Source organism: Flavobacterium filum DSM 17961 (genome assembly GCF_000425465.1).
Classification (GTDB): domain Bacteria; phylum Bacteroidota; class Bacteroidia; order Flavobacteriales; family Flavobacteriaceae; genus Flavobacterium; species Flavobacterium filum.
Genome location: NZ_AUDM01000018.1, coordinates 24,359 through 50,673 on the forward strand (window position 1 = coordinate 24,359; position 26,315 = coordinate 50,673).

At 33.3% G+C, this 26,315-nt stretch carries 20 protein-coding genes; 5 read left to right on the forward strand and 15 right to left on the reverse strand.

The annotated features are described in order from the left end of the window. Positions 1-91: 91 nt before the first annotated feature. The 6 genes from H601_RS0111295 to H601_RS0111320 all read right to left on the reverse strand — a co-directional run bounded on the left by H601_RS0111295 (position 92) and on the right by H601_RS0111320 (position 5,315). The gene (locus tag H601_RS0111295; RefSeq protein WP_211223550.1) at positions 92-1,852 is read right to left on the reverse strand and encodes a BamA/TamA family outer membrane protein; all 1,761 of its coding nucleotides are present in this window, start codon (positions 1,850-1,852) and stop codon (positions 92-94) included. Positions 1,853-1,962: 110 nt separating this feature from the next. Continuing rightward, on the reverse strand, positions 1,963-2,493 hold the full coding sequence (locus tag H601_RS0111300) for a mechanosensitive ion channel family protein (RefSeq protein ID WP_026711621.1): 531 nt from the start codon (positions 2,491-2,493) through the stop codon (positions 1,963-1,965). A 7-nt stretch (positions 2,494-2,500) separates the two neighbouring features. Continuing rightward, the gene (locus H601_RS0111305) at positions 2,501-3,085 is read right to left on the reverse strand and encodes a Maf family nucleotide pyrophosphatase (protein ID WP_026711622.1); all 585 of its coding nucleotides are present in this window, start codon (positions 3,083-3,085) and stop codon (positions 2,501-2,503) included. Further along, positions 3,078-4,004 carry a geranylgeranylglycerol-phosphate geranylgeranyltransferase gene (locus H601_RS0111310; protein ID WP_051220733.1) on the reverse strand — a complete coding sequence of 309 codons (927 nt, stop codon included), beginning with the start codon at positions 4,002-4,004 and terminating at the stop codon, positions 3,078-3,080. The genes H601_RS0111305 and H601_RS0111310 overlap by 8 nt, the downstream gene beginning before the upstream one ends. 38 nt (positions 4,005-4,042) lie before the next feature. Further along, positions 4,043-4,570, reverse strand: coding sequence for a KdsC family phosphatase (locus H601_RS0111315; RefSeq protein ID WP_026711624.1), 528 nt, complete (start codon positions 4,568-4,570; stop codon positions 4,043-4,045). Continuing rightward, positions 4,554-5,315 carry a Rossmann-like and DUF2520 domain-containing protein gene (locus H601_RS0111320; protein ID WP_026711625.1) on the reverse strand — a complete coding sequence of 254 codons (762 nt, stop codon included), beginning with the start codon at positions 5,313-5,315 and terminating at the stop codon, positions 4,554-4,556. The genes H601_RS0111315 and H601_RS0111320 overlap by 17 nt, the downstream gene beginning before the upstream one ends. A 152-nt stretch (positions 5,316-5,467) precedes the next feature. Between H601_RS0111320 and H601_RS0111325 the strand changes: the two genes are divergently transcribed. From H601_RS0111325 to H601_RS0111340, 4 genes are all read left to right on the forward strand, one after another. Next, on the forward strand, positions 5,468-8,599 hold the full coding sequence (locus H601_RS0111325) for a cytochrome c biogenesis protein CcsA (RefSeq protein WP_026711626.1): 3,132 nt from the start codon (positions 5,468-5,470) through the stop codon (positions 8,597-8,599). A gap of 67 nt (positions 8,600-8,666) precedes the next feature. Continuing rightward, a complete protein-coding gene (locus tag H601_RS0111330) occupies positions 8,667-9,770 on the forward strand; it encodes an AAA family ATPase (RefSeq protein WP_026711627.1) in 1,104 nt (367 codons plus the stop codon). Beyond that, positions 9,767-10,450 (forward strand): DUF4276 family protein, encoded by a 684-nt coding sequence (locus H601_RS0111335; protein ID WP_026711628.1) that lies wholly within the window; start codon positions 9,767-9,769, stop codon positions 10,448-10,450. Before H601_RS0111330 ends, H601_RS0111335 begins: the two co-directional genes overlap by 4 nt. Before the next feature lie 108 nt (positions 10,451-10,558). After that, positions 10,559-11,140, forward strand: coding sequence for a glutathione peroxidase (locus H601_RS0111340; protein WP_026711629.1), 582 nt, complete (start codon positions 10,559-10,561; stop codon positions 11,138-11,140). Between the two features lie 199 nt (positions 11,141-11,339). Here the strand turns inward: H601_RS0111340 and H601_RS0111345 are convergent, their stop codons facing one another. Continuing rightward, positions 11,340-11,834, reverse strand: a complete 495-nt coding sequence (locus H601_RS0111345) for a GNAT family N-acetyltransferase (protein WP_026711630.1) — start codon at positions 11,832-11,834, stop codon at positions 11,340-11,342. A 116-nt stretch (positions 11,835-11,950) separates the two neighbouring features. Between H601_RS0111345 and menD the strand changes: the two genes are divergently transcribed. Further along, positions 11,951-13,609 (forward strand): 2-succinyl-5-enolpyruvyl-6-hydroxy-3-cyclohexene-1-carboxylic-acid synthase, encoded by a 1,659-nt coding sequence (gene menD / locus H601_RS0111350; RefSeq protein WP_026711631.1) that lies wholly within the window; start codon positions 11,951-11,953, stop codon positions 13,607-13,609. Positions 13,610-13,626: 17 nt separating this feature from the next. On the opposite strand, the gene H601_RS0111355 is transcribed toward menD, so the two are convergent. The 8 genes from H601_RS0111355 to H601_RS0111390 all read right to left on the reverse strand — a co-directional run bounded on the left by H601_RS0111355 (position 13,627) and on the right by H601_RS0111390 (position 26,266). Further along, positions 13,627-14,838, reverse strand: coding sequence for a T9SS type A sorting domain-containing protein (locus tag H601_RS0111355; protein WP_026711632.1), 1,212 nt, complete (start codon positions 14,836-14,838; stop codon positions 13,627-13,629). A 99-nt stretch (positions 14,839-14,937) separates the two neighbouring features. Then, positions 14,938-16,200 (reverse strand): WG repeat-containing protein, encoded by a 1,263-nt coding sequence (locus tag H601_RS0111360; protein WP_156900394.1) that lies wholly within the window; start codon positions 16,198-16,200, stop codon positions 14,938-14,940. Positions 16,201-16,323: 123 nt separating this feature from the next. Next, positions 16,324-21,504 carry a GEVED domain-containing protein gene (locus H601_RS0111365; RefSeq protein ID WP_156900395.1) on the reverse strand — a complete coding sequence of 1,727 codons (5,181 nt, stop codon included), beginning with the start codon at positions 21,502-21,504 and terminating at the stop codon, positions 16,324-16,326. Between the two features lie 466 nt (positions 21,505-21,970). After that, the gene (locus H601_RS0111370; RefSeq protein ID WP_156900396.1) at positions 21,971-22,588 is read right to left on the reverse strand and encodes a DUF998 domain-containing protein; all 618 of its coding nucleotides are present in this window, start codon (positions 22,586-22,588) and stop codon (positions 21,971-21,973) included. A 329-nt stretch (positions 22,589-22,917) separates the two neighbouring features. Then, positions 22,918-23,406 carry a hypothetical protein gene (locus H601_RS0111375; protein ID WP_026711636.1) on the reverse strand — a complete coding sequence of 163 codons (489 nt, stop codon included), beginning with the start codon at positions 23,404-23,406 and terminating at the stop codon, positions 22,918-22,920. A gap of 366 nt (positions 23,407-23,772) precedes the next feature. Beyond that, positions 23,773-24,138, reverse strand: a complete 366-nt coding sequence (locus H601_RS0111380; RefSeq protein WP_211223551.1) for a hypothetical protein — start codon at positions 24,136-24,138, stop codon at positions 23,773-23,775. A gap of 53 nt (positions 24,139-24,191) precedes the next feature. Further along, on the reverse strand, positions 24,192-24,986 hold the full coding sequence (locus H601_RS0111385; RefSeq protein WP_026711638.1) for a hypothetical protein: 795 nt from the start codon (positions 24,984-24,986) through the stop codon (positions 24,192-24,194). Positions 24,987-25,177: 191 nt separating this feature from the next. Then, on the reverse strand, positions 25,178-26,266 hold the full coding sequence (locus H601_RS0111390) for a TaqI-like C-terminal specificity domain-containing protein (protein ID WP_026711639.1): 1,089 nt from the start codon (positions 26,264-26,266) through the stop codon (positions 25,178-25,180). Positions 26,267-26,315: the final 49 nt, after the last annotated feature.

The following is a 26,315-nucleotide window of genomic DNA, read 5'->3' on the forward strand; positions in this document are numbered from 1 at the left end:
AATTAATTGTTTTCAGTTAATCAAATATAAGGAAATTGTGTACTTATATTTGATTTTAAAACTTCTTTAACATTGGTTGTAATTTTTCTGATTACTCATACAAAACGGTTCTTGGTTTAAAGTCTTCAAAATCCAAATAACCAAAATCACCGCTTCTGAAAGTGTTGGATTGAAAAATATTTTCACCTTGTGTGGGTATTTTTGGATAAAATGCAAAGGATAATTGGAATGAATTAAAAACCAAGTAATCATTGGTAATGATTAATCCGGCACCGATTTTTGAATACCCTTGACTTTTATTAAAATCGTGTTCAGCATTTCCTAAAAAAGCTAGTGAATAATTAAAAAATGGACTAAAACGGAAGCCAGCAACATTCCAAGGTGAATAGGTTTGGGTTTGAAAACTCAGCAATATTTTTTTCGTTCCTAAAAATTTAGGAACATTAAATCCCGATAAACCAAAACTTTCATTTATTGAAATTTGATCACCTTCAGAGTTTACACGATTGCCTCCCAAAACTAAATTGGTTTTAAAAAATTGTCTGATTCGCCAATTTCCAATGTTTTGTAACGGGGTAAAATAATTCAATTGCAAAACAAAAGCACTTTGTTCGGTTTTTCCACTGTTAAAATAAGTTCCATACTCGTAATTGGTACTCAAATATCCCCATTTAAAATAATTTCCTAGTGTTGCTCTTGCACCAATATACAATCGTTTTTGATTGTTTTTGTCTTGAAAACCGGTTGTAATGCCGTAATATTTTCCAATAGGAACATCTTCCGGAATCTCAAAGTTGAAAATGTAGTAATCTTTCACGAATTTTCGACTTGAAAAACCAAAACCGGTCATCCAACTGTATTCATTGGTATAAAATCGATTAGGGTCAGTTTCTTCGCTTGGTCTTTCGGTATATTGAGTGTGATAATAGCCAATCGTCGTAATTAAATTTGTAATTCGATTGATTTCTGATTTTCCTTTTTCCAAAGGCATTGAATAACCCAACCAAGTGTCAATATTCGTTCGCTTAAAACGTTCATTTTTATATATTCTATCTGCTTTAGGTAAACTGTCTCTTAAAAATCGATTTTCAATATTCAATCCTCCGGCCCATCTTGTTAAAGGTGAGAAAAACGGTCGATCAATGTTGATACTCTTAAAATAATTGTCCAACAAATCAATTTGATAATTTAAGCGTGTACGAATATAGGTGTTTTTAATATTTGGAATTGTGTATTGAGTAGAATAGGCGGTTTTATTATCATTCAAGTTTTGTAAAAATCGATTGTACCATTGATGACCAAAACCTAAAAAATTTCTCTCTGTTAGTTCATAAGAGGCTCTTGACGAAGTTACATTGATTATGGGTACAATACTCCAGGAATCCAATACCTGAATCATAATATCGATGCTGTCAGAAGGAGATGAAGTAGGTTCACAAGTAATATGAACTCTTCTGATATACCGTTGTCTTCTTATCAAACGTTCCGATTCTATTACCAATAAACTATCATATACTTGATTTTTTTTCAATAAAATTAAATTCTTAACGGCAAATCCTTTAGTTTTTGCATGGATTGAATTTCCTGCTTTTTCTAAAAACCGTTTCGGTTGAATAGTTGAATCTTTTTCGGAATAACCAAACGGGTCTAATGTTTTGACAGTTATTTTACGAATAATTTTACCTTCATATTCTGCGTGGTTTATCTTACCATTTTGTACTTTTTTTGCCGTAGGTTTTACGGTTGTTGATTTAAATACAAGCTTATAAATGAATTTTGTAAACCGACTTTTCTTAGAAAAATCCTCAATTTTTTGATATTTGACGGTAACTGAATCGTTCTTTTTTTGCAAAAAAATAGCAATTGAATCGTTCTTTTTTTCAACTTGAGCATTAGTTTGATTAAAAATCAAAAGAAGAAGAGTCAAGTATGTTAGGAACGTAAGCTTCATTATTTGACTACCTAATCGGTAAATTCTTTTTCATCTGAATATTTAACCAACACGCTAATTCCTTTTTGCAATAATAAACTATTCGGATAGGTAATCAATTCTCCATCTTTCGTTTTAAGATAAGTGTGAAACCCTCTAATGTCTTCAATTTCACCTTCAATTGGAAATTCTTTGTCGTGGATTTTAATGGTATCTCCAATCTTAAATGGTGCAGAAAAAAAGAGAATAATTCCAGAAGTAATATTACTTAAAATGGACCATTGTGCAAACATAGCAACACCAATTACAGCAAAAATAGAAGAAGCTACCAAAATGATGTTTTGTGGTTTTACACCCCAAATAATAAATAATGCAATAATGGCTAATGTTCCAAAAAGGATATTAAAATATTTAATAACCAAATTGGTTCGGTGTTCCAACGTTAAACTGACTTTTGCAAATCGTTTAACAATTTTACTTACAGAAATCCTCAATATAATTAACAAAACAAGAACCACTGCTGACGCAATTTCTTCTTTGATGTAAAGTTTAAAAAAATCCATTTTGTATTTATTTTAACTGCATTAATTTTTGATAAACAAGATGCATCGGCATACCTACGACATTCGTATAGGAACCATCAATCTTAGAAATACCTACTGAACCAATCCATTCTTGAATGGCATAACTTCCCGCTTTATCAAAGGGTTGATATTTTTCAACATAATAATCAATCGCTTCTTTGTTTAACAATTCAAATGTAACTTTTGTTTTTTCAAATACAACTTCTGTATAGTCAACGGTTTTAAAACAAATTGAAGTAATAACTTCGTGAGTTGACCCGGAAAGTGATGTAATCATGGCTACAGCGTCTTCCTTGCTTTTTGGTTTTCCTAAACAATTGCCTTTATGCCAAACTATAGTATCGCTAGTCACCAATAAATCGCCCTTTACCAATTCACCCTCAAAGGCATTTGCTTTCAATACGGCCAAATAATTGGTGATTTCTTCTGCTTGTAATTCCGGTGGAAAAATTTCTTCTACTTCTTTTAATCGTATTTCAAAATCAACGTCTAATTCTCTGAAAAATTGTTGTCTCCTCGGTGAACCGGATGCTAAAATTAAACGGGTATGTTTTAATTTTTCTCTAAGCATGATGTAAAATAGAATAGGTAATTACTGCAGAAGCAAACAAACCAAAAAACATAACCCACTTCAAAACTTTACTGATATGATTAAAATCGTCTTCTGTTTTTGCTTCAATTGATTTTATGACCAAATAGAGTAGTGGACTTATCACTGTTGCTAATCCATATAGTACAGCAGGATACAATTCATTTTGCATTAAATTTTTATACAAATACCATCCTACTATTACACAACTCATAATAACCAATCCGCTCAAAACAAATGAAGTAGCTCGAGTTCCAATAACCATTGGAAGGGTTTTTCGACCTTGCACTAAATCACCTTTTATATCTTCGGCATCTTTGGCAATTTCTCGTATGAAATGAATCATAAAGGCAAATAAAGCGTAATCGGTTAGAATCTCAAATAACAATTTCATTTGCTCCCGATTATAAGGATGAGTAGCCGGAAAAATATCAAAAACACCAATGATTAAAACACTTATTGCCGCTAAGACGGCAACCAAAAGATTGCCTATAATCATATACTTTTTTAATGTGGTCGCATAAAAATACAAACAGGCTGCAACAAAAATAAATAAGGTGGCAAAACTTGGTTTTCCTATGACATTGGAAAGATAAAATCCAATTCCAACTCCTGTAATATTCAATGCTACATATATGTTGTAGGCTTTGGCTTCCGGAATAATTTTTCCAACAATCCATTTATTCGGATGATTGACTTCATCGGCATCTTGGTCAAAAATATCATTAATTACATATCCGGCACCGGCAATAAGCATAGTAGCGAGAACCAATAAAAGATATTGCCAATCCGCCAGAGCTAACCCAACAGATTGGTATTTTAAAAATCCATACCGCAAGACGAGTTGCATCAATGCCAATAAAACTAAATTCTGAAAACGTATTAACCGTAAATAAACCATACTTTCTTCCTTACTTTTTTACCTTCAATTTAAAATGCTTAATCATGTTTCCCATTATAATACAAGTGCCATTTTTCTTGCACTTTCATCACTTGTTCAATGACTTCTCTAACCGCTCCTTTTCCACCATTTTTATGTGAAACGTAAGTTGAAATAGCCTTTATTTCCGGACTCGCATCTTGCGGACAAGTAGGTAAACCAACCAATTGCATCACATGATAATCAGGAATATCATCGCCCATGTATAAAACTTGTTCCGGTTTGATTTGATACTTTTCACAATATTCGTTGAAAGTTTTTACCTTGTCAGGAGAACCTAAATAAATGTCATTAATGCCTAAATTTTTGAATCGGATGCGAACGCCTTCATTGCTTCCTCCGGAGATGATACAAACATTATAACCACTTTCTATGGCGGCTTTCATTGCAAATCCGTCTCTAATATTCATGATACGAAGCATTTCGCCGGTTGGAGTTATGTGAACTGAACTATCCGTTAAAACGCCATCCACATCAAAAATAAATGTGGTAATGTCGTGCATTAATTCTTTATAGTTTTTTTCCATGATCAATTATGGATTTAGTTAAAAGTTGATACATTTCTTTTTGGTTTGCATCGGTCAAAAAGTGCAAATGTGCATTGATAGTGGTAGTATCATTTCGCTTTGCCGGACCGGTTTGTGCTTCTTTTGGCGACAACTGAGTAATCTTTTGAGCAGTTTCTAAAATTAAGGGTTGCAATAATTCAAAAGATAGGTGGTGTTCCTCACAAATTTCTTGACCCATTTGATAGAGATGATTCACAAAGTTACACACAAAAACTGCGGCAACATGTAATGCTTTTCGTTGTTCCGATGAAATGGATTCTGCCCTTGATGAAATAGATTGTGCAACTGTTTTGAGGGTTAAAAAATCATTTTCATTTTCAGCTTCCAAACAAATAGGAATTACACTAAAATCAACTGCTTTATTTTTGGTAAAGGTTTGTAACGGATAAAAAACGCCACGATGATTTTTAGGTTCTAAAATTTCCATAGGCATACTTCCCGAAGTGTGAACGACCAAACGATTTTCAAAAGGGAGTTTTTCCGAAACTTCTGCAATAACATTATCTGAAACGGCAAGAAGATAAACATCAGCTGATTTAATTTCCGCATAATCCGAAACAATTTTATCTAAAGATATCAAATGCGAAACCTTTTCTTTTTGTCTGGAAAAAACCTGAACCAACTCCACTTCATTACTTTGCAAAAAAGCAGTAATCAAATGTTGAGCTACATTTCCGGAACCGATAATAACAATTGAAACCATGGGTCAAAAATAAGAAAAACACAAGCGATTTCCGATTAAAATTACGAAGAATAAAAACCGTCTTAAACTACACTTAAAAATTCTTTAAAAATCAACAAGTTTCTTTCTTTTATAAGTATTTTTGTGCTTTCAAAAAATTATCCTTCTTAAAAATGGACAAAAAAATATATTCCTTCCTTTTTTCCACTCGTTTAATGGCTTTTTTATTTCTTTCTTTCGCTGTGGCAATGGCTGCCGGAACCTTTATTGAAAGCTACTACGATACCGATACCGCGAGAATTTGGGTCTATAACGCTTGGTGGTTTGAAGTAATCATGGTCTTTTTTGTAATCAATTTTTTCGGGAATATTAGCCGATACCAACTTTGGAAAAAAGAAAAATGGGCTACACTTTTATTACACTTATCGTTCATTTTTATACTTGTGGGTGCTTTCATCACACGCTACATCAGTTTTGAAGGCATGATGCCAATCCGTGAAGGAGCAGCTGAAAGTCGTTTTTATTCGGATAAAACCTATTTAACCATTCTAACAGATGGTAATTACAAAGGCGAAACCAAACGAAAAACATTTGAAAAACCCTTGATTTTATCACAAGCGGCCAATAATAGTTTTACCATTAACTATAGATTTGATGCTCAACCCTATAGTATTCGGTACAAAAATTTCATCATGAATGCTACCGAAACTATACAACCGGATGAAACCGGTGAAACGTTTTTGAAATTGGTTGAATCGAGTGGGGGAACTCGTCATGAACATTATTTAAAAGAAGGCGAAGTGCAAAGTTTGCACGGAATCCTTTTTGCCTTTAACAAAGAAACAAGTGGAGCCATTAATATCATTCAAAAAGAAAATGAGTTTTTTATTCAATCGAATTTTGGTGGAGATTTTATGCGAATGGCTGACCAATTAAAAGGATTGGTTGTAAAAGATTCGCTTCAACCGTTGATGTTTCGCTCACTTTACAACATTGCCGGAGCTCAATTTGTATTGCCGGAAGCTCCAATCAAAGGTAAAAAAGAATGGGTTTCCAATAACGATTGGAAAGACAAACAAACCGACGATGTATTGGTGGTAGAAGTAGAAGCCAACAACCAAAAAGAAGAAGTAGTTCTTGTAGGTTCCAAAGGAAAAATGGGTCAACCTCAATCGGTGAAATTAGGTGATTTGGATTTTACACTTTTCTTTGGAAGCAAAGTTTATGAACTTCCGTTCAAAATTCAATTGAATGATTTTATTGCCAAACGCTATCCGGGAACGATGAATAGCTATTCTGCTTTTGAAAGTAAAGTAACGGTGATTGACGGAAAGGATAAACAAGATGCTCATATTTTCATGAATAATATATTGGATTACAAAGGATACCGCTTTTTTCAAGCGTCTTTTGACCCGGATGAAAAAGGGACAGTTCTTTCCGTTAACCATGATTTTTGGGGAACTTGGATAACCTATATCGGTTACTTTTTATTGTATTTGGCGATGATGGCTATTATGTTTGATAAAAATACCCGTTTTGCCGATTTAAAAAGTAAACTGGAAAAAGTAAAAACGAAAAAAGCAAGTTTACTATCCCTAATTTTTTTGTTTTTTTCCATCGGAATTTCAGCCCAAAATCATGCTCATCAACGTCCGACTCTTGCTGAAGTGGAAAAGTTCATCGAAACCAATATTGCAACTCCTGAACACGCCGCAAAATTTGGACGATTAGTGATTCAAGATGCCGGAGGAAGAATGAAACCTATTAATACTTTTTCGTCTGAATTGTTGCGAAAAGTGAGTAAAAGTGATCATTACAAAGGATTTTCAGCTGACCAAGTTTTTCTTTCCATGTCGCAAACGCCCAATGCGTGGTTTGAAGTGCCATTGGTGTATTTAAAAAGAGGAAACGACAGTCTTCGTTCGGTTTTAGGGTTAGAAAAGGATGCGAAATTTGCCCCTTTTATCAGCTTTTTTGATGCAAAAGGGAATTATAAATTGGGACCTTTTTTAGATGAAGCCTATAAAGCAGCTATTCCCAACCAATTTCAGAAAGATTTTATCGAGGTAGATAAAAAAGTGGTTTTACTAAATTCAGCGTTGAGTGGAAGTATTCTTAAAATTTTTCCGGTGCCTAATGATGAAAACAACAAATGGATTTCGTATTTGGAATTGGAACAATATGAAGATACCGAACTTAAAAACCTGAAGAATATATTGCCGGCTTATATGCAAATTTTGGCAGAAGCCAGTCAAAAGCAAGACTATAAAATGGCAAACGATATTTTGGACGGAATTGATAAATTTCAACACAAATACGGAAGTGAAGTTCGTCCGGCAGACAGTAAAATAGATGCCGAAATTAAGTACAATAAATACGACATTTTTAAACGATTGTTTTATTTGTATATGTTGGCGGGTGTAATGATGTTGGTTTTCACCATCATTCAAATTTTCAAACCGTCAAAGTTCATTCATTATGCTGTAAATGCTTTTCATATTGTGATTGGTATTTTCTTTGTTTTACATACGATAGGATTAATTGCTCGTTGGTACATTTCCGGTCATGCTCCTTGGAGTGATGCCTACGAAAGTATGATTTATGTGGCTTGGGCTACCATGTTTTTTGGTTTGGCATTCGATAGAAAATCAAAATTAACAGTTGCTTCAGCTGCTTTTGTAACCTCTATGATTCTGATGATTGCTCATTGGAATTGGATGGATCCCTCTATTGCAAACCTACAACCGGTTTTAAATTCGTATTGGTTGATGATTCACGTGGCAGTAATTGTAGCGAGTTACGGACCTTTTACATTAGGAATGATTTTAGGAATAGTAGCTTTATTGCTGATTCTTTTAACCAATGAAAAAAACAAGGAAAAAATGAAGTTGAACATTCAAGAGATAACGTATATCAACGAAATGGCCTTAACAATAGGTTTGGTAATGTTAACCATTGGTAACTTTTTAGGCGGTCAATGGGCGAATGAAAGTTGGGGACGCTATTGGGGTTGGGACCCAAAAGAAACGTGGGCATTGATTAGTATTATGGTATATGCGTTTGTGATTCATGCTCGATTTGTTCCGGCTTTGAGAGGAACATGGGTGTTTAATTTGATGAGTATTTTCGCTTTTTATTCGATTATGATGACCTATTTTGGGGTGAATTTTTACCTCACCGGATTACATTCGTATGCAAGTGGTGATAAAGTTGTAACGCCAAGTTTTGTTTATATTTCTGTGGCAGCTGTTACGGCATTAGGTATTTTGTCGTACATTCAGTATAAAAAGTTTTATAAACAATAGTTTTTTTATATTTATTACAGTTTATAAACTAATTTTACATTCATTAACATTATAAGAATTTAAATATATGTCAGAAATAGAACTAAAATCTTTTAATATCAAAGGTTATAAGACTATTAAACAAATTGAAAACTTTGAACCTAGACCAATTAATATTTTAATTGGACCAAATGGAGCTGGAAAAAGTAATTTTATTTCTTTTTTTAAATTCTTAAGTTGGATGTTAAATTCTGATGGAAAGCTTCAAGAACATGTTGCATATTTAGGGGGTGCAAATGATATTCTTCATGATGGTGTGGATACTACAAAGAGCATAGATGCTGAAATATCAATTAATAATAAATTTGGAATTAATGAATACAAATTTAGCTTAATGTTTGCTAAGCCTGATAAATTAGTTTTTAGAGAAGAATTTTATCGATTTAGTAGTTTTAAAAAAGAAGGTCAAGCATCTTGGAGTTCATGTGGTGTTGGACATGAAGAAGCAAAATTACCTCAAGTTAACAATAAAACTACAAATGTAATATTGAATTTATTGAGAAAATTAATAGTATATCAGTTTCATAATACTAGTGATACAGCACCAATGAGACTTAAGTGGTCTCAATCTGATGGTCGATGGTTAAAACAAAATGGTGAAAATTTAGCAAGTTTTCTATATCGCTTGCAGGAAGAAGAGAAACCATACTATATGAGGATTGTTAGATATGTTAGATTAGTACTGCCTTTTTTTGATGATTTTGTTTTATACCCTGAGTTTGGTCAAATATTATTACGTTGGAAAGAAAAAGGAACAAATAAAGAATTTAATGCAGGTCAAGCTTCAGATGGTATGCTTAGAACAATTGCTTTAATAAGTTTATTAGGGCAAAACCCTAAAGATCTGCCAACAGTTTTGTTTTTGGATGAACCTGAATTAGGATTACATCCAAGTGCAATAGATACTGTAGCAGGGCTAATAAAGACAGCCTCTTCACATTGTCAAGTATTTGTTGCAACTCAATCAATAAGCCTAGTGAATAATTTTGAATTAGAAGATCTAGTTGTTATTGATCGCAAAGGGAGAAACTCTATTTACCATAGACCCGATTCAAATTCATTAAAAGTCTATTTAGATGATTTTTCAGTAGGTCAGATATGGGAAAAAAATATAATAGGGGGAAGACCATGAAATATTTAAACATTATAGTAGAAGGAAGTACTGAAGAAAACTTTATAAATGAAGTAATGATTAAGCACTTTGCTTCATTAAACATTTTTATTTCAGCACGTAAAATTAGAACCGGATGGGATAAGACGGCTAACAAACCAGCCAAAGGAGGTTTATTAAAATATAGTAAATTTAAAAATGATGTAACAAGATGGATTGAATCAGAGAAGGATAGAAAGGATACTTTTTATACAAGTTTTATTGATTTATATGCTTTTCCAAAAGATTATGAAAGTCCTTATAAAGAAAATATACAAATAATAAATGATCCTTATCTTAAAGTAAAGACATTAGAGAAGGCTATATTTCATGATATTAATTATCCAAGATTTATTCCATACGTTCAATTACATGAATTTGAATCATTGATTCTTGTTGATCCAGATAAATTATTACTCATGTATCCTCAATATGAAAATGCAATTTCAAAACTTAAAGATGAAATTTTGAATAAGAATCCAGAAGAAATAAATGAATCTTACTTAACAGCACCTTCAAAACGTATTATTAAGTATTTACCAATTTACGAAGGTCAAAAAGCCCAGGTTGGTCCATTGGTTGCAGAAGAAATAGGTATAACTGAATTAAGAAATAAATGTTCTCATTTTAATGAATGGATAACTGTACTTGAAGGATTGTAATTTATAATTTAATGTTATCATTAGTTTATAATCAAAATAGTTTAGCAAGTATTTATGATTTGTTTAGTAAAACTTAACCCTAAAAAAAGTACATTTGAAATAAAAAAGATGAAAACATATTTTTACGCATTAGCAGGATTTTTAATGCTAAGTTGTCAAAACCAAGCACAAACAAAATCTCAATCGTCAACTACTCAACAAAGTACCATGAAACAATCTATTCACAGTTTTAAAGTAACCGATTTAGAGGGAAAAGAATTTGATTTTGCCTCCTTAAAAGGTAAAAAAGTTATGATTGTTAATACAGCCTCCAAATGTGGATTAACGCCACAATACAAAGATTTACAAGCTCTTTACGAACAATACAAAGATAAAGGATTGGTGATAGTTGGTTTTCCGGCCAATGATTTTATGAGTCAAGAACCGGGAACAAACGAAGAGATTGGTGCGTTTTGTCAAAAAAATTATGGGGTAACTTTTCCTATGATGAGCAAGATTTCTGTTAAAGGTGCAGGGATGCACCCTATTTATCAATTTTTGACTCAAAAAGCGAAAAACGGTGTGCAAGACAGTGAAGTAGATTGGAATTTTCAAAAATACTTACTCAACGAAAAAGGAGAATTGGAAAAAGTGATTAGTCCCAGAACAAGCCCAAAAGACCAAGAAATACTGAATTGGTTAGCAAGCTAATTTGACCCATTTTATTTTTTGAACACAGATGTAAGAAATTAGAAAAATTGGAAAAATTTTGTTGATTTCTTACATCTGTGTTCTTGCTTTAAAAACCTTTATTGAACACGGATTAGAAAAATAAGAAAAATAAGAAAAATTAGAGAATTTGAAATAATTTTTTAAAATTTTATAAATTTATTTAATCTGCGTTCTCATTTTACAATATCCTTTGCATAAAAACTGAATCCAACCATCTCTCAAATTTAAATCCGGATTCTTTAATTACACCAACAGTTTTAAATCCATATTTTTCATGAAAGCGAATACTCTCGGTGTTTTCTGCGTCAATCACACCAATCATCGTGTGTAAACCTTGTTTTTTGGCTAATTCGATAAGTGATTGAAGTAATTGTCCACCCACACCTTTACCTTTACATTCTGACGAAACATAGACCGAATGTTCCACCGTAAACCGATAGGCATCCCTAAAACGAAATTCACCATACATGCCAAAACCGGCAATTTCTCCATCCATTTCAGCAATAATCACCGGAAAGTTTTTGGCACTTTTTTCGGCTAATAGTGCTGTTTGTTTTTCCAATGTTCTCGGTTCATAATCATACAAAGAAGTAGAATGTAAAATATTATCGTTGATAATAGCCAATATTGCGGGAATATCTTTTTCAGTGTAAGGGCGGATGTGAAGATTCATTTTGTTGAAAAGTTGTTCAAATATAACAAAACTTTTACAGTATTCGAATAGACTTATCCATCGGAAAAGCATATTTTTGTTTAACGAGTTATCGTATTTATTTTGAGGTGTAGCACATGATTTATCCAAAAATTCCTTTAGCCCAGAGCATCATTGAAATTTGTCATGCCAAAGGAATACAACATATCGTTATTTCTCCCGGTTCTCGAAACGCACCGTTAACCATTGGTTTTACCGGCAATCCGTTTTTTACGTGTTATAGTATTGCAGATGAACGTTGTGCTGCATTTTTTGCTCTTGGAATTGCTCAACAAATTAAAAAGCCGGTTGTAGTGATTTGTACTTCCGGTTCAGCTATATTGAATTTTTATCCGGCCGTTGCAGAAGCATTTTACAGTATGATTCCGCTGGTAATTATTTCTGCAGATCGCCCAAGACACATGGTTGATATAGGTGACGGACAAACCATACGTCAGGAAAATGTATTAGCAAATCATACCCACTTTAATGCCAATCTTACTGAACAAGCATCTGAAGAAAATGACTTTTTAATTAATGAGGCATTTAATAAAGCTTTTTCAAAATGCGGACCCTCGCATATCAACGCTCCATTTGAAGAGCCTTTGTATGAAACGATTTCGGTGCCAACTGTTGATACCATGATTTCAACCTTAGGAAAAGTTTATCGGAATGTTCCTTTTGAAGACATTATAGCTTCCACTAACATTTGGAATACAGCCCGAAAGAAACTCATTTTAATTGGAACATTGAATCCTAATGAAATTGATACTCAAGTCATTCATCATTTAGCTAATGACCCATCAGTATTAGTGATGACGGAGACAACTTCTAATGTGCATCATCCTTCTTTTTTAAATAGTATTGATACCATAATTACTCCCTTTACTAAAGAGGATTTTAAAGCTTTTCGTCCTGATATCGTCTTGACTTTTGGTGGTATGATTGTATCAAAACGTATCAAAGCGATGTTGAGAAGTTTTCCTCCAACACACCATTGGCATGTAGATCGATTAAGGGCTTACAACACTTTTGGAAATTTGACGTTTCATTTTGAAGCCAATCCAAATGATTTTTTTAATCAGTTTTTGCCCTACACTAAATATATTGAAAGTAATTACAGAGATGAAGGCTTAAAAATCAAATCTTCTCGTAGTGAAAAACACAAAAGCTACATGGAAAAGTTACCCTTTTGTGATTTCAAAGCATTTGAACAAATTGTAAAAGAAATACCGGAAAATCTTCATTTGCAAATGGGAAATAGTTCCTCTATTCGTTACCTTCAATTGTTTGAAATGAAACCATCAGTTCAAGTATTTTGTAACCGTGGAACAAGTGGAATTGATGGTAGTACATCCACCGCAATTGGTGCTGCTTTGGCATCAGAAAAAGAAACGGTATTAATTACGGGTGATGTGAGCTTTTTGTATGACAGTAATGCTTTGTGGAACAATTACATTCCTAAAAATTTTAAAATCATTGTCATCAATAATGGAGGAGGAGGTATATTCCGCATACTGCCAGGCCATCAGGAAAATGATACCTTTCACACTTATTTTGAAACGGCTCACTCTTTAACAGCGGAACACCTTGCCAACATGTATCGTTTTGAATACAGTAAAGCCGCCAACGAAAAAGACTTAGCAGTTGAACTAGCGTCTTTTTTTAAATCGACAGAACAGCCAAAATTATTAGAGATTTTTACGCCTACCTATGATAATGATAAGTATTTAAAAGAATATTTTAAGCAACTTTAAACTCTTGGAGATTAATGTTATTGTTTGATAATCTTTTGAGTGAAAATGCCTTCATTTGTAGTAATTTCTAAAATATACATTCCTGAAGGAACTCGCAATGTATATGTTTCATTTTTTGATTGTAACATAATGCTGAGATTTCTTCCATAAACATCCCATAACATTACACGCTCAATTGGTAAAATTGATTGTATCGAAAATTCTTCTTGAATGGGATGAGGAGCTATTTTTATATTTTCTTTTGCACTAAGTACAGGAATAGATAGACTACAATTTGAATCTACCGTGCAATTAGGAATACCCCAATCATTCGTTAAAAAGATAATCTCATCTATTTGTGATTCATCTGCACAGATATAACTTAAATTTGGATTGGAGCTAAACTCAACTGATTCTTGTGCTCCGTTTTTTAGATTTAAGTCGACTAACTCATTTTGAAAACATAACAATATTTCTAGTAGAGGCGAATCACTTACATCTATTGAAGTGAGCTGATTTTCATAACATTCCAAATGCGTTAAGGAACTAAGTCCTTCTAATTGTATGTTTTGCAGTTGATTTACTTCACACGATACACCAGCTAAATTAGAAAGTCCTGATAAATTTAACGTTGTTAATTGGTTGTATTGACACTGAAGAGAAATAAGTTGAGTTAATCCATTTATATTCAAGCTGTTTAATTGATTTTCATTAACCAAAAGTATAGTTAATGAGGTTAAAGAACTTACATCTAAATTGTTTAGTTGATTTTGATTTAACTGCAAATAATTTAACGCAGAAGATTCAGGAAAGATAATCGATTGCAATTGATTTTGTCTTGCATTTAAGTAAGTAATTCCAGGATTCAAACTAATATCTAACGAAGTTAATTGATTTATACTGCAATCAAAAAATACTAAATTTGAAAAGGAGGGAAGTACTAATGTAGTCAACTGATTACTTGAACAATTTAAAATTTGAAGTGAAGAGAAAAATTGTAATCCATCTAAGCTTGTGATGGAACTCGCATTTAAATTTAATTCTCTTATCAAAACAGCTTCACTAATTTCAATAGAACCATTTAAATCGGTATCAATTCGAATAGGTTGTCCTTCCAAATTAATTGCTACATTGTTTTCAGGACTTGCACTCAGCAATTTTGTCAAAAGTTGACTATCAGAAAAGGAAATTGTTTGTCCAATTATTATCTGAGCGGTTAAAAGTAAGAGAAAGGTAAATGTATTTTTCAACTTTTTTTTCCAAATGTACTAAATCAAATACATTAGAAAAAATTTATATCAATTTTTGAAGGGCTTCAAGCTATTAGAAGGTTTTTAGAGTAAACATCATCATTCTCGAAAATATATTTCCCCATCCTGATTCGCATAACATATAAAGTTTCCGTTTTCATCAAACAAACTAACAAGATGAAAATCTTTTCTGCCGTATTCAAAAAAGGTTATCATAGGAACTTGTTCAAAAAGACCGTTAACAGGAGATTCCTTTCCGCCAAAGTTATACACTTTTAAACGGTATTTTCCATCTTGTTTCAAAACAAAGCCGCTAGCATGAATACCTTTAAAGTCTGCACTGTAAAATTCATCATAAATAGCCGGTAATATTACCTTGTTTTCATATGTATTCATTAATCCTTTTTTCTCATTTTCAAAAATCAATTTTTGGTATTTTGGGTCTAGTTTGTGTGATAAAAATAACAACTTTGAGGGTTGGTATGTTTGATAATCTTTTCGAATATCCAATTTTTTACTAGTGATTTCTGATTCCGTAAAAGTAGGTTTAGGTTGTTTTTCACTATCCCAATCAGGAACAGCTACTACATGATCATCAAATGAAAATGCATCTTTTTGATGTTGAACGTTATAAGTACCTTCAAATGTTTTAACAAACGATTTTCCTTTGATACCGATTTTTAGTTCATGTCCTTTTTGTTGCATGTCCACATATTTCACATGTAATTCTTTAGTATCGCTTAGCATTTCTAAACGTTCAAATTCTATGTCATACGCTTTATTCACAAATGTCGTAGTAATAGTTGCTGTTTTTTTATCATATAAAACCAGTGAATACGTTTTATCCCGATGCATTAAATAAAGTACAACTTGTGGTAATATATTTTCTTTATCAAAATCTTCAAATATACTGGCATGAATATAACTTTCAGAAGTGATTCTTTTCCCTTTTATGGTGTACAAATCAATTTCTTCCGGACGGAGCGAATAATAACCGGAACCTTTACCACCAACTTCCTTCGCCGCAAATACAATATTTTGATTGTTGAAATAACCAAAATAGGGTTGATTACTCAATATAACTTTATCATTTACTACTAAACTGGTTTGATACCGTTTATTGGCATCATACGTAAAACAGGTAAAGAAATTGGGTGTATCATAAACGGATATGTAATCAAATTGAGGAGCTACTATCAAATCACCTTTTTCATTGGCAATACCAAATTTATCTTTTACTTTATAGGGAACAAAAAGGGAAACTTCTTTTTTGGGTACTCCTTTTTTTTGCCCCCAAATTGGAGAATTTAAGCCAATTAGTAGTAAACTGAATAGGTAAATATATTTTTTAATGGTCATCATAATCGTTATTATATCAAATGACCTCAAAGATAATTATTATGATATAATTTAAGGGTAATTATTTCAAGTTAAACCTGAAAAAACTACCCTTTTGGCTATACGTTATCAGTTGGGAAAGCGTATTTAGAGAATTTTTTTTGTTATTTTTTGTTGTGATGTAGTAAGAATGCTTACCAATAAAACCTGATCAGCAAATTCATTTATATTCACTGACAATTCATGGTGTTGAATATCTTTTATAGTTTTTAGTATGCGACCTTGTAAATCATACAATTGAACTTGTTCCATCGTTTCGTTTCCGGTAGAAATATGCAATTGTTTGGCTTGGTCTTTAAATGCTATTACTTGATTTTCAATTGTATCGGGTAAACCTAATGCTTCATTTTGATATACGATAGAAAAACGATTAGAATGCACACCTGCAGTTGCTGTAAATGCATACGGAGCTTCTTTTAAATTGTGAACCACATTTAATAACGCATCTTTAACATAAATAACTTGCTCATCAAATAATCCATCAACTGCTAAAATGGCCAAATGATGTGTACCGGATGCACTTGTTTTTACAGTTATCGGCACTTCATCAGCAACTAAAAATGGTAAAGAACGACCTTGAATGGCAAAGGTTTCATCTCCAATAGCAGAATAAATTCCCATTGAACCACTTACTTTCTCCGAAGCATCAAAGAAAGAATCTTTTTCATTAGTTGCACCGGTTACATAACCAATCATGGTTGTGATAGACTGTTGTGTTGGACTCACTAAATCTAACCAAATACGATGACGTTCTGCCGGAATCAACGAATTTTCCACCATCGGAATATCTGCTTGACGGAAGAAATTATTATTCGGATAGGTATTGCTGCGTTGCAAATTATTGAAATTTACTGTACCGGATGCATTTCCCGGACCGTCAACCATTTGAACAAAAAAGGCTTGCCCCGTTTTGATAAAATCTCCTGCTGATGGAACTGTACTTCCAGTAAAGTTGATAAACAAATAATCGGAGGAAGAATAGTTATAAGCAAAACTTCCATAAAATGGATTGGTTACTGTGGTGCCATTTGTAAAAGCAATATCACTACCGTGAGTCCATAAACGGGCACTACCCAAAATAACACTACTATTATCCGATAAAAAGCGTAAAGCATTGATAGACGATGGATATGGATTACCAATCAAATTCCAATTGTCGTCTAAATTTGTAATCATGGAGCCGTTTACTCCGGCATAAGGAGCTCCGGTATATTGACCTCTTTCAACGGTATAATTGATGGAACCATTGTTGGCTACACCTGAAAACGTACTAAAAAGAGTAGTAGGTGCCATTGCCGTATTGGAAGAACCTCTGACAATGTATCCTCTACCTATTTCCATAATATTACCACCTGCATTTACCCAAGTTCCTTGACTAATGTTACCACCGTTTCCGTTTCCGTTATTCAATATAGGATTCCATTTGTATTTTGGTCCTTGTGCTGGACTAGTATAAATACTGTTTACGTTTTGATTTGCCACCGGCGAAGACCAATATACATAATCCAATCCTTTGATGTTAGTGGCTTCTCTTTTATAAGTTATTGTTCCGCTATTGACTACATTATCAATTTGTACCAAACTAGAATTGTTTTCTAATGTAAATAATCCTCCGTTTTCCACTGTAACACGGTTGGTTACAGTAATGGAATTATTAGGTTCTACAATAAGTTGTCCGCCATTTTTTACGGTAATCGTATTGGCAAAAGCGGAATAAAAACTACCGGATATAACAGCTTGATTTACAGTTGGAGGAATTACCACACAGTTGTCTGCTAATGGAGTACCCAATGGTAACCAATTGTTTGCATTACTCCAATCATTGCTAGTACCTTGCCATACTTTTGATTTATTGGTAATGATAATGGTTTCTGAAATCGTACACCCGTTACCTAAGGTAGCACTCACCACAAACGGATAGTTTTCCACCAAAAGTTGTGAAAGATTTGGTCGGATATAAATGGTAGAAATACTCTGATTGGTATAAGGTGTTGTGCAAGCAAAATCAGTAAAAGCATCAACCGGTTCAGAACCATTCCAAGAAAAGGTAGTATTCAATAGTTTTGTTCCAAATACTCGTATGTTATCAATGGCCCAACCATCATCCCAGCCACCATTATATTGAAAACGCAATAAAACAGATGGTTGATTAATATAAGCGGTTAAATTGATGGTTTCTTTCGTAAATTTTGAAGCGGAACCGATATCGGAATTATATACAATTAAGTCAGCCCAAGATGTTCCGTTATTGGTTGAAATTTGTACTCTACCATTATCTCCGTTGAAATAAGAATAGTAATGGTCAAAGGTTAGCGTTAAATCTACAAAAGCAGTTGTGTTTACAGCTAATGTTGTGGATAATTGCGTTACGAGTAAGTTATTATTGTAATCAGAAGTAGTAAAAGCAAAATTATTATCAATACTTCCCGAACTAATTGCAGGACGCCACACAGATGTGGTTGTAGGTTGATAAGTACTTGTTTTTACACTCCATGGACTATCAATACCACCATTGTTATTGGTTGGAGTAGTTACGGTAAATGCTCCTAAACCATTTTCGAAATCTTCAAAAAGAATTTCTTCTGTAATGTAATCTCCGGATGCATTAATTGTAATTACTTCATTATCTCCACAAGTAGTAGGGGCAGCCGGTGAAAAATTAATGATTGTGGTAGGCAAAATGGTAGCCACAACACGTGTTCTCACTAAAGATTCACAACTTCCGTTGAAAGCCGTAACATAGAATATTGTTGTATTGCTTAATGCTGAGGTGGTATAACTTCCGGTTGTGGTTTGAGCAATATATGTTCCGCCGGTTTCACTAGTATACCATCGGTAATGGGTTGTATTTCCTAATCCAACTGCTTCAATCGTTACCGGATTATTGGCTCCACAAACTGAGCCGTTGATAACATAATCAATTTTGGCAGCACAATCAGGAACTACTTTTAACGTATAATCTTCTGTTTCTCCACTTGGTAGTGAATTACAGGTGGCAATGGTTGAACCTGACGGATAACCTAAAGTTCTGATTCTAAAACGGTAATTCCCGGGAAGTGTTCCATTCGGTATAACAAAACCGAATGAAGTGCTACCGGTTGCGATATTTGCAGTGGTATAAATTTCTTCACCGGTATCCGTAAAATCGCCATCTCCATTCCAATCTACATAACCTCTGATAAACTGTGATCCAACCAAATTAATGTCAATATTGATACCTCCTCCGGCTACTTGTGTAGCAATAATAATATTCGAAAAATTACCAAAACCTCCGGCAGAATACCCGGTAGGAGCATTGGCCACATCATTTAAATTTCCTTCTGAAGTAATTCCTGAAATATAATACGAAGAAGAAGTAGAAGCCGGCGTACAATACGTTACCGTTACCGTTAATGTTCTTGGAGTGGTAAATGCAGAAGTTCCACAACCGTTACTTGCTGCCACTTGATAAATAAATCCACTCATCAAACTCGGTGGATTAGTTATCGTTAGGGTAGCAGTTGTTGCTCCTGAATAAACGCCACCGTTGGTAATAGGGCTGAAATTAGCTCCACCATCGGTACTCACTTGCCAGATATAACTGGTTGGATTTCCATTAAAAGACGCCGTAAAACTGGTTGTTCCAGTTGTATTAACGGTAGTGTTTGAAGGATTTGTAACAATTGCAGGTGGATTTGTACAAGGTATGGCTACCAACACATTCAAGGTATAATCTTCATATGCTCCACGTGTTCCATTAAAACAAGGTACAGGAATTTCATTTCCGCCACCCATCCTTCTACGGGCAATTCCAACACGTAAACGATGATTACCAACTGTTGCGGTAAGCGGAATATTGATGGTTCCATTAATGGTATTCGAATTAATAATTCCTGAGAATACTTCTTCTCCCGGATCGGTCATGTCAAAATCATTGTTCCAATCTACCCAAATTTTGATGTTATACGAATTATTGCCCGTATTGGTTGTAACACTTATTGGCATGGCAGAACCTTGAAGTGCACTTCCTACTAAATTGGAATAATCATTATAGGTCAGGCTATTGTTAGTCGTATTGTTTACGGTACTAAATGTAACATTGGTAATTCCACTTCCGTGTACGGTATCACTGGCAACAGGTGTACAATAGGGTACACATGTTCTCGAAATGGTAAATCGACCAGTTGTAGTTGAACCATTATTTTGATGAGCAATATAAACAAAGTAAGTAGTACCATTTGTGGTTTGAAAAGTATAACTTTCCGTACCATTTGCACCATTATTGTTGATACATGCTATATTTGTTTTGGTAGCACATGTGCCACTGGAAATAGACATTTCATGATCATATCCTCCAGATGCTGTTGAGCTTATGGTTGTAAATTGACCATCGCCCACAAACGTGTACCATACGCCATAATTACTCATTGAACATCCTGAACCATGAGGCGTATTAGAAGAACCGATTGTAAATCCGTTCATATTTACAGTACCGCAAGGCAATGATAAGGCATTTGTACAAAGAGCATTTGGGTTGTTATATACAATTCGTATTTGTCCTCGGCCACCAGCACCTCCATTATAATTATCATTATTTGACGTTCTTCCTCCTGCACCACCTGCACCAATTCCTCCATTTGCACCTCCACCATTTGTATTTCTTCCGTTAGCCCCGGCAAAACCATCCGTTGGAGCTGCTCCACCAGTCATTCCTGTTGCATTATTGGAAGCTGTTGTTCCGGCACTAGAACCACCACCGCCACTAAAATTATTTCCGGCATTACCACCGTTTCCACCGTATGAACTATTGAGAGTCCCTCCAATATTTCCGGTTGTAAAGGCTGCAGCTCCTGTTCCCCAGGTGTTATTGTTGGTTATGGGAGCTCCAGCACCTCTACCACCAACAGCTAAAATGGTTGTTGCATTATTAAACCATGAATTTTCACCATTTGATCCGGTGGTTCCTAAACCACCTGCCCCAATATAATAGTCATAACTTGTGTTTGGTGTTACAGTATAAGTTGTTCTTACATAACCTCCTCCTGAACCTCCTCCACCCGCAGCCGTATTACCTGTAACCCGTTGACCACCACCACCGGCACCCCAACATTCTACTGTAATACTCGTTACTCCGGGTGGGCAAACCCAAGAACCGTTTCCGGTTGTAGTAAATGTTTCGGTTACTTGTGTGTGACCTGTAACCATTCCTATCAAGAATAAGAATATAGTTGCGAGCGATAAAATAAAGCTTTTTGATTGGGGTAACAATAATTGGTAATCTCTTTTCATTTTCTTCACGGTTTAGACAAATGCTTATTGCAATTTTTTACTTTAAGAGTAAATAATGCAGGTTGAACTTTCATAAACTGATTTGGGACAGTGTTATAAAAGGAGTGTAAATAGTTTTCTATTTACAGTTCATTGAGTTAATAAATGCTTATTAACCAATACAATATAATTTTGGGAAGTTTTGTTTTTTGGTACCACAAATGTAGTTCTTATAGAATGTAGTACCTTAAAAAATCGTTGAGTGGAGTGTTTTCTCGATGAATGGTTTTTGTAATGCGGCAATTTGTCAATTTGTCAATTAGTCAATTGGTCAATTGTGTAATAGAAAACAGTTGTGAAAGATTTAAGTAATGTTTCATACGAAGTACAATTCTTTTCTTGCCACTATCAACTTTTAAACTCTTAAACCCTTAAACCCTTAAACTTTTAAACTCTTAAACTTTTAAACCCTCCAAAGATTGCTTGACTAACTGTTCTTACAATGCCATGAACAAACTATTATCCAAAGTATAAATGTTCCTTCAATAATCCTTTGATAAAGCCCGACATAGTCTGACAATGGATCGGATAGTAATATCCCAATGAACAGCATACAATTAAGTCCACATGCTAGTGCAATGGTTGATAATCTATGAAGTGTTTTCAATTGTCGCAAACCGAAGCCTATGGCTAATAGACTTAAAGGAACAAATAGATACGTCAATAAACCGGTAAAGTTGTGAATCAATTGGGAAATACTTGGGTCAACCCATTCTTTATTACAGCCTTTGTCACAGGGAAAAATACCAACAACCACAGTGGCAATTCCATAAAAAATACCGATACCCCAAAAACCGGTCTTGATGAAGGAAGAGGTTGGGAAAATTCTCGGAGCAGAAAAAGCAAATACCGCCAAAAAAATTCCACTTGGGATATAACCAAAATACCTTAAAGCTTCACCGTAGGGCGTACCAATGGCATACGTCTCACTTATGTATTGCGAAAGTGGGTTGTAGTGGTCAAACTGAAAACCACCAATTATTGAAGCCACCGTGAATAAGGTTACCCCAATTATTCCTGACCAAAACGTTATGCTTTTATTCATGGGTTTTATGCGTTTTTTGATTTTGTTTTTTTCTAACACTCGAAGAGATCAAAACACTTCGAGGGTTCGAGTCAACTCTCGATAGCAATCGGAATTTGCAGAGCATTCTACAGGCTATTTGTGCTGAACACTTTGCCTAGCTGGTTGATTTACACCCCCTTTGTAATGCTGACGCAGGAAGCATCTCACCAAACCTTGTCCCCCAAACGGTGTCCTATCAACAATAGAAGATAACTCATTATCCTTTTTACGTTTTACTATTCGAATATACGTTTTTTTAATGTTGCGGCGAAGTCAGAGACATTCGCCGAGCGGGTTATTAAAGAAAATCAGTTGGAACTTTCATTTGATTTTCTGATTTCTTCTAATTTTTTCACATACGCTTCTAACAATTTTTTATAAGTCCCGCCAAAAAAAGAAAGTTTATACAACTTGTCACTTGCAATGTCATTAATACCAAATGAATAGTTTGTATCAGGACTAACTCTTTCACCGCCTGAAAAATAACCTGATTGTCTGTCATAGATTACTCTAAAAGCGTAGTATTTTGTTCCTTCTACATTGTGTTTTCTGCCTTCTTTACTTTTAAATTCTATAATTTCAAATGAACCTGTGTAATATTTGCTAAAAGCATTCTTTACGGCTTTATTCAACTGAAAATCTCCGGGAATAGTTAAAAAAACAACATGGGTTTTTTCTTTACCAAAATCTGGCGGAAATGCGTCAGTTTCTTTGTCTAAATTCTGGGCTTTAAGTCCTTGTATTAATAAAAATAAAATAATTGTCAGTCCTGTTTTGAATTTTGTTGTTGTTTTCATTTTCTCTTTTTTTTAAAATTGGTGCTAACTATTAAATACATTATATTCATGTTTATATAACTTTAAAAAAAGTCACATAATTTCATTATTCCGCTAAAATCTTTGCTATTTGCATTCACCAACCCAAATCTAAAAAATTAATCTAACATTTCCTAAAACCCACATCATCTATTCCAACATCCTCTAAAATCCTAAACCCAACTGTGTCCTATCAACAATAGAAGATAACTCATTATCCTTTTTACGTTTTACTATTCGAATATACGTTTTTTTAGCCTATTGCGGCGAAGTCAGGACTCGATATCTATCGGGGTTTGCCGTGCGGTGTGCTATCAAAGAAGACTTTGAATAGCTGGGTTACTGCTGTTAGCAGCTGTACTTAATCAAATTACAGCATAAATATATTCCAATTGGGATTAAAAGCATAAGACAGTAAATAGGCCATATTGTTTTTGATTTTAGACATTCTTTTATTGTGTTTTGTCCTGTATTATAGCCTCTTGTATCCATAGAAAAATCTATTGAGGCCTCGTCTTTTAGCCTAACATCATCGTATAAACTTCTATATCGCCTTTCTTGTAAAAGAAAAAAAGCATTTAGATACCAAAATATTGGTACTGCAAAATATGTAAGGATTGCATATGTTGTATTTGAATCTTTTTGAGCAAGAACAAAAAGTGCCGAAATAAGTGTAATTGCCCAACCTTTAACTATAAATGAATTTGTACTCATTCTATTTATAGTGTTGTGAATAAACTCTAAATGTTTTAACTTATTTTCATACATTATATTAAGAATTTTTGATTTATAGGATGCTGTTTGTATAGATTATCAAGAGCTTCTTGTGGAGAACTAGCAGAAGTTTTAAACCATTTTATTAAATCTGATGCACTTAATGTTGTTAAGTGTGATAGTTCTAAGTCATATTCAACATTTAAATTTATTAAAGCACTTTCGTTCATCATTTTTACATCTTCTGTAGAGAAAAGTCTTGTTTCTCTTTTTAGTCTTTGTGGAGTTTGTTTTCTAATAATTTTTGTTGTTGCAATTTCAGAAAAAATCCACGGAGAATTTGTTTTTTGACTAATTTCTGTTGAAGTTGAAATTGAATTTGGTGAATTAAGAAAAAACAAGCATTCATTGAGATCAATCATTTTATTTAACGCAGTAGATAGCATTAAATGTACATGAGCTGTAGAATAGTTACGTTTGTCGTAGTCATACATTTCTCCATTTGGTTGGAGACAATATTTATCATCAATTTGTTTCAATAATTTGTTTGAATATCCCCAAACTGTTGAGTCAATAAATGTCCATATTTTAAATTCCTCATACAACATTCCAGCTATTGCTAATGCTTTCTCTTCATCTTTATGAGAATGTGAAAGAAATATATGTGATTTTATTTCAGGAAACCATTCTTCCATAATTCTTGTTCCATCCAACGAACCATTATCCAGTAAAAAACTATCTAAAGATTTTTTTACATTGTCATTATTTATTTTTAAAATTTGTCTTCCAATGCTGATTGCTGAAGTGTCTATATCAGTTGGGATTTTTAAATTAAAACCTCGATACATATTTTTATTTTTAATGTTGTATTGTTACGATTTTTTCTAGTATAGCTGCTAACCAGTAAATATATTCATATTTATATAACTTTTAAAAAGTCACATAATTTCATTACTCCGCTAAAATCCGTGGTATTTGTATTCAGAAACCCAAATCTAAAAAATTAATTTAACATTTCCTACAAACCAAATCATTTTCCTTAACTATTCTCTACAATAGTTATCTCCTCCTCACTCAACCCATACAACCCATACACCATCCAATCAATCTCCCGCTCTAATGCACTGGTGTCCGCCAAAGGATTGTCTTTTTTTAGGGCTAAGATTTGATCGACTTTTTCAATGAAAGGTTGTTGGTCTTTTTCACTAATTAATTTAAAAGGTATTTGTTCCATAAATACTTTTCTTAGCTCTCTACTGTTACCTTGTAATTCTGGAAATGTTTCTAAAAAAGCAAATTTGAATAACTTAGAATTTAAATAAGATACAAGTAATTCTAGGCTATTTCCATTTATAAAAAAAGTCTTGTTGTTTGAATAATATTTTGAATTTAAATCATAATAAAAAGGCAAAAACTTTGTGATTTCTGGATAAGTAATCTTTGGAATTTCAAAAAGTTTCAAATATTCTTCATTTGGATGATTATCTAGTTCAAGCCAATGATGTTGACCATTTTTGACTTGTCCTCTATTTTTTAACTGTTTTTCAAATCCTAACAAATATTGAAATATGTATGGGTAATCAGCTTGAAGATTATTTCCTTTTCCGTTTGCAACAATTATTACAAAAAGATTTTCAAAACTAACGTCATATTTCCTAATATCCCTACCTCTAATTAGTGGTTTTATCAATTCTTGATTTTTTAAATCTGATTCAATTAGTTTATTTTTTGTTATTTCATCAATAATGTAAGCTTCGTTGAAACCTGTTCTAAAACCATTACTAATTGAATATCCTAATTCTTTTAAAGTAGGATTATTTAATTGTAATTTGTTTCTTATTTCAAATTTATAGAATGAAGTAATAGACCAGGGGTTGTCTAATTCTAAAGCAACAATATATTCTCTTCTTTTTAAATATTTTTTTAATTCATTATAATCTGGCTTTAAATTTTTTTCTATCAAACATACATTTGTGTTTTTTTGATAAGATTGTTTTGATATAAAGATTATGTTAGTTAAGACAGTTGCTGACTCAAATACTGGATAATCTGAGAAATCAATAAGATTTGTAACATTATAACTTTCTAAAAGAGTTTTTCTAAGAGATTTTCCATAGTTTGAACGCATCCAAGTACTTGAGGGAGTGTTCAATAAACTGTGTCATTTCATTTTATTC